This is a genomic window from Dethiosulfatibacter sp. (genome assembly GCF_983023055.1).
This window is the reverse complement of sequence record NZ_CEZJXU010000153.1, coordinates 1-5240: the sequence shown is the minus strand read 5'-3', so window position 1 is coordinate 5240 and position 5240 is coordinate 1. Positions and strand designations below refer to the sequence as shown.

Annotated in this window: 5 protein-coding genes; 2 read left to right on the top strand and 3 right to left on the bottom strand. The window is 40.8% G+C overall.

The annotated features are described in order from the left end of the window. On the top strand, positions 1-1442 hold a 1442-nt coding region (locus AC3AX0_RS06735), incomplete at its 5' end, for an HD domain-containing protein (RefSeq protein ID WP_487549539.1). A 313-nt stretch (positions 1443-1755) separates the two neighbouring features. Next, complete coding sequence (gene citG / locus AC3AX0_RS06730; RefSeq protein ID WP_487549538.1) at positions 1756-2604, top strand: triphosphoribosyl-dephospho-CoA synthase CitG; 849 nt, start codon at positions 1756-1758, stop codon at positions 2602-2604. Positions 2605-2950: 346 nt separating this feature from the next. Here the strand turns inward: citG and dnaB are convergent, their stop codons facing one another. From dnaB to AC3AX0_RS06715, 3 genes are all read right to left on the bottom strand, one after another. Further along, a complete protein-coding gene (dnaB, locus tag AC3AX0_RS06725; protein WP_487549537.1) occupies positions 2951-4294 on the bottom strand; it encodes a replicative DNA helicase in 1344 nt (447 codons plus the stop codon). A gap of 9 nt (positions 4295-4303) precedes the next feature. Beyond that, the gene (rplI, locus tag AC3AX0_RS06720) at positions 4304-4750 is read right to left on the bottom strand and encodes a 50S ribosomal protein L9 (RefSeq protein WP_487549536.1); all 447 of its coding nucleotides are present in this window, start codon (positions 4748-4750) and stop codon (positions 4304-4306) included. Beyond that, a partial coding sequence (locus tag AC3AX0_RS06715; protein ID WP_487549535.1) for a DHHA1 domain-containing protein occupies positions 4747-5240 on the bottom strand: 494 nt, incomplete at its 5' end. The genes AC3AX0_RS06715 and rplI, both read right to left, overlap by 4 nt.

Sequence of the window (5240 nt, the reverse complement as noted above, 5' to 3'; positions counted from 1 at the left end):
AAATTACTAATTGCAATATATATACATGTTCAAACGGCAACGAAGCCCTTGACCTCATGAGCCAGAAGGATTTGAATATCATTATGGTCAATTTTGACCTGCCGGATTTTAAGGGTTATGATTTCATAGAATCCATGAGAAGCATCTTCAGAAGCAGCACCATTCCAGTAATAGCCATTTCAAATAAATCCTTGACTCTTGATGAAAAGATTAAGGGCTATGAACTTGATGTTCTAGATTTTCTAGTTAAACCATTTAACAAGGAAAAGCTTCTGGATGATATCTACAGGTTTATTAATTCCTCAAGGATAGTCAGCAGTCTTACGGAGGAGCTTACGATAATCAACGACGAGCTTCGGATGCAGAATATAGTATTGACAAATACTTATAAGAAGATTGAGCATCTTACCTTCCACGACAGCCTGACAAGCTGCTACAACAGAGCATACTTTGACAATCTAATAGGCAGTGGAGCCTTGAAAAAGAGAACTCCTGTCAGTATAATCATGGCTGACATGAACAACCTTAAGCTCATCAACGACGCCTTCGGACATCAGAAGGGGGACCAGCTTATTAGGGATGCCGCCAACTATCTTACTTCAAATTTCAGGGATAACGATATGATAATCAGATGGGGTGGAGACGAGTTTCTTATAATAATGCCTAACACAGATTACAATACGGCCCAGAAGTTAATTTCAAGAGTTGGAGACAAACATTTCAAGGTGAGCGCTGATTTTTTAAAGCCTCATATGGCAGTTGGACTGTCCACCCTTGAAAATGAAGGGGACAGTATTTCCGAATCTATAAAAATTGCTGAAAACAGGATGTACAGAAATAAAATGATGGATAACAAAAGCTACAGAAGTTCCATAGTAGAGTCTCTTACAAACTCCCTCCTTGAAAAAGACTATGAATCAATGAAGCATACGGAAAGAGTAGGCAATATAGCACTTAAGATAGCCAGCAAAATGGACATGTCCGTTGCTGAAAAGGATGAAATACTGCTTCTGGCCAAACTTCACGATATAGGAAAGCTAGCAATACCTGAAGCTGTTTTGCTTAAGAAAGAAGGGCTTACTGACGAAGAGTGGGCTGCGATTAAGAAGCACCCATTGACGGGATACAATATTTGCAAGACCATACCTGAGCTTTTGCCCATAGCTGAAAACATACTTTCCCACCACGAATGGTGGAACGGCGAGGGTTATCCCCAAAATCTCAAGGGTGAATATATTCCTCTTATGTCAAGGATAATATCAATAGCTGATGCCTATGATGTAATGACCAACCATCGATGCTATAAAAATACCACAACCCACGAGGGCGCATTGAAAGAGCTAAAGCGATTTTCAGGAACCCAGTTTGATCCAAATCTGGTTGATCGATTTATTAATTACTGTGCAGAAGATGTGAGGGAACTTATTGAGGTTGCAAGTTAATATAAATGTTTAAGTCGAGTGTAAAGCTCGACTTTTTTGTAGCTTAAGAAACTTTCTTTCGCATCTTAATAAATGCTTTCTTGTTTGGTTGACTTTTTTGGATTTTGAAACTATAATCAGGATACAGTGGCAAAGCCACGTTAGATAAGACACAGCGACTATGTCGCGATAGATGCGAAGCAGATAGTGTCCACGTTGAAAGTTTCCTTCTAAACAAATACCAATGTTTCAAGGTATTTTGTATATTTTAGCTTTCATAAGTGTTAGCAGATAGTATCCAAACTAGAATACGAATATAAATGGATGGTTGTAAATGATAAATACTGAAATTTGCAGTAAGATAAGCAAGGCAGCCGTGAAGGCTCTCCTTTATGAAGTCAATGTATCGCCAAAACCAGGGCTTGTTGACAGGTTCAACACAGGCGCCCACAAGGATATGGACATATTCACCTTTATCGACAGTGCATTGGAGCTGGAGAGATATTTCTACGACTGCTGTCATATAACATTGGAAAACATTGACATGGACTTCCATGTGCTTTTCAACCTCCTTAAGGAAAGGGGAATTGTTGCCGACAGGGAAATGATCGAGGCATCCTCAGGAATAAACACCCACAAGGGTGCAATATTTTCTCTTGGTCTTATGTCTTCTGCTGCAGCCATGTCCCATATGAAGGACCATGACTTTTCCTATATGAAAATCTGCGAATATGCAGGACAGCTGTCGGAATCTCTTGTGAAAAGACAGCTGGATGAAAAAAATCCAAAGGAAACAACTCATGGACGTGAAATATACAATAAATACCATATAAGCGGTATAAGAGGTGAGGCAGAAAGGGGATTCCCAACCATAAGGGAGCATTCATATCCTTTTCTTCTCAAACTTATAAAGGACGGCATGAGCTTAAACGATGCCTCCGTCAATGTGCTGATGAAAATAATCATGAACACGGAAGATACGAACCTTATTTCAAGAGGTGGCCTTGACGGACTTGAATTCGCAAAGTTTTCTGCAGACAATGTACTCCGTAGCGGAGGCATGTGCACCGAATCAGGCATAAAGGAAGTTAAGAAGATGGACAGAGCCTTCATCAAGAAGAATTTAAGCCCCGGAGGATCAGCCGATTTGCTGGCAGTGACGCTGATGCTTTACTTCTTATAGGACACAGCGACAAATTCAAGTTAGCAATGACACCAATTCTAAGGTGATACAATGTGATTGTGAGGTCGTGACTTGGAGATATGTCTTTCTACATTTATTAATCAGGAAAGACATAATCGACGGAGCAGGGAACATTCACGTTGTATCACCGGACAACCACCACACTATAATAAATGCACAAAACACCTTGAAGCGTTGGTGTTTAGCTGCCGGTACAACAATCTTTAATTTGAAAAGGATGATTGTAGATACCTGGTAGCAAGGAACATTCACGTTGTATCGCCGGACAACCACAAAAAGCAAAGGATTGAACTCCCCCAATGGGATTTCAATCCTTTTTAATATTCTACCTCGGCATATCAGTAAACTTGGTGAACCTGTCTACCCAGGTCAGTTCTATGGTACCTACGGATCCGTTTCTATGCTTTGATATGATGACTTCAGCTACTCCTCTTTTGTCGTAGTTTTCATCTTCTCCGCCTTCCCTGTCGAAATAGTATTCGTCTCTATAAAGGAACATCACTATATCGGCATCCTGCTCTATGGCTCCAGACTCTCTAAGGTCTGAAAGCAGTGGCCTGTGGTTCGGTCTCTGCTCCGGTGCTCTTGACAGCTGGGATAGTGATATTACAGGGCAGTCCATCTCTCTTGCAAGACCTTTAAGGCCCCTTGAGATATTTGAAATCTGCTGCTGCCTGTTGTCTCCTTCACCCTCCATTAGCTGAATATAGTCTATTATTATCATATCCAGACCATGCTGTGTCTTTAATCTTCTGCATTTGGATATTAGCTCGAAAAGGGTGATTCCCGGTGTATCGTCTATATATATGTCGGCTTCCGACATTATACCGCTTGCATAGGCTATCTTGTCCCAGTCATCGTCCTCAAGCTCTCCTGTTTTAAGCTTGTTGCTCTCTACAAGGGATTCCATACTGATTATCCTCTGTACCAGCTGCTCCTTTGACATCTCCAACGAAAACATGGCTACCTTTGCCTTTCCCTTTACTGCAGAGTTCACTGCAAAATTTAGTGCAAGGGCTGTCTTTCCCATTGATGGTCTTGCCGCCAAAAGTATGAAGTCGGATTTCTGGAATCCCGCAGTCATCATGTCTATTTCCTTAAAACCTGAAGTGATGCCTGTCATGGATCCGTCGTTCTGTGATCTTTCCTCAAGAAGGCTGAATACATCAAGTACTATCTCCCTCATATGGGAAAAGTCCCGTGCCTGTCTTTCCTGGGATATTGCAAATATTCTGGATTCCGCAAGTTCAACAAGTACCTTTGCTTCGCTTGTATTCTCAAGGCCTTTGTTCCTGATTTCCTCTGCTGCTCCTATGAGCTCCCTTACTATTGCCTTTTCCTCGATTATATTGCAGTATGCTTCAATGTTTCTTGTGGTTGCAATATTCTCTGAAAGACTTGCCACATAGGCGATTCCACCAACCATGTCAAGAGTTTGTCTTGTTTTGAGTTCCTCGGTCAGGGTTATTAGGTCAACGGGCTTGTTTTTAACTGTCAGTGCCTTTGCTGTTTCGAATATTTCCTTGTTGCCTTCGAAATAGAAGTATTCTATTTTAAGTTTGTTCACGGCAGTCTCAAGGGCAAGTTTGTCGAGCATTATAGCTCCTAAGACAGTTTGCTCAGCCTCAATACTGTGGGGAAGAACTCTTCCCATCTGTTGTTCAGACATATTCTACTCCTAGATTCCGGACACTGTCACTTTAGCTTTTGCAATTACCTTTGGGTGAAGCTTTACATTTACTTCAAATATTCCTACAGTCTTTATTGGATCCTTAAGGTCTATTTTCTTCTTGTCGATTTCAATTTTATGTTGTTTCTTGTATTCAGCTGCTATGTCCTTTGTTGCAACGGATCCGAATAGCTTTCCGCTGTCTCCTGCCTTGATCTTTATTTCTATTCCTACCTTTTCAAGCTTTTCAGCAAGGACTTTTGCATCATCCACAAGCTTTGCTTCAATTGCAGCCTCGTGCTTTTTATCTCTTTCAAGCCTCTTGATGTTTGCAGTAGTTGCTTCTATAGCAACACCTTTTGGTATTAGGAAGTTTCTTGCATAGCCGTCTTTGGCATTTACAATTTCCCCCTTTTTTCCTACTTTTTTGTCGTCTTTCAATAATATTATTTTCATATTTTTTTGTTATCCTTTCTATATTTTTCTATTTCTTTCATTAATAGTTCCCTGGCATGGTTCATGTCCTGGGTCTTTATCTGGGCACCTGCTATTTCAAGGTGTCCACCTCCGCCAAGCTGTTCCATAATTATCTGTACATTTACATCTCCAACGGATCTTGCACTTACATGTATATGCTCGTCCCTTCTTACCAGTACGAAGGTTACTATTACTCCTTTTACAGAGAGTAGGTCTGCAGCACTTTGTGATGCTATTATGAGGCCATTTGGCAGAATCTCGTCTATCATGGAAATAGCAATGATTTCATCAATGATTTCAGCTCTTTCTATTACTTCTGATTTTTTTTTCCATGTGTCTATGTCGTCGCTTAGTAGTCTCTTTGCCTCTATTGTATCTGCTCCTGCACGTCTGAGGTATGATGCAGCCTCAAAGGTTCTTACACCTGTCTTGAAGGTGAAGGCATTTGTATCCATTATTATTCCCGAAA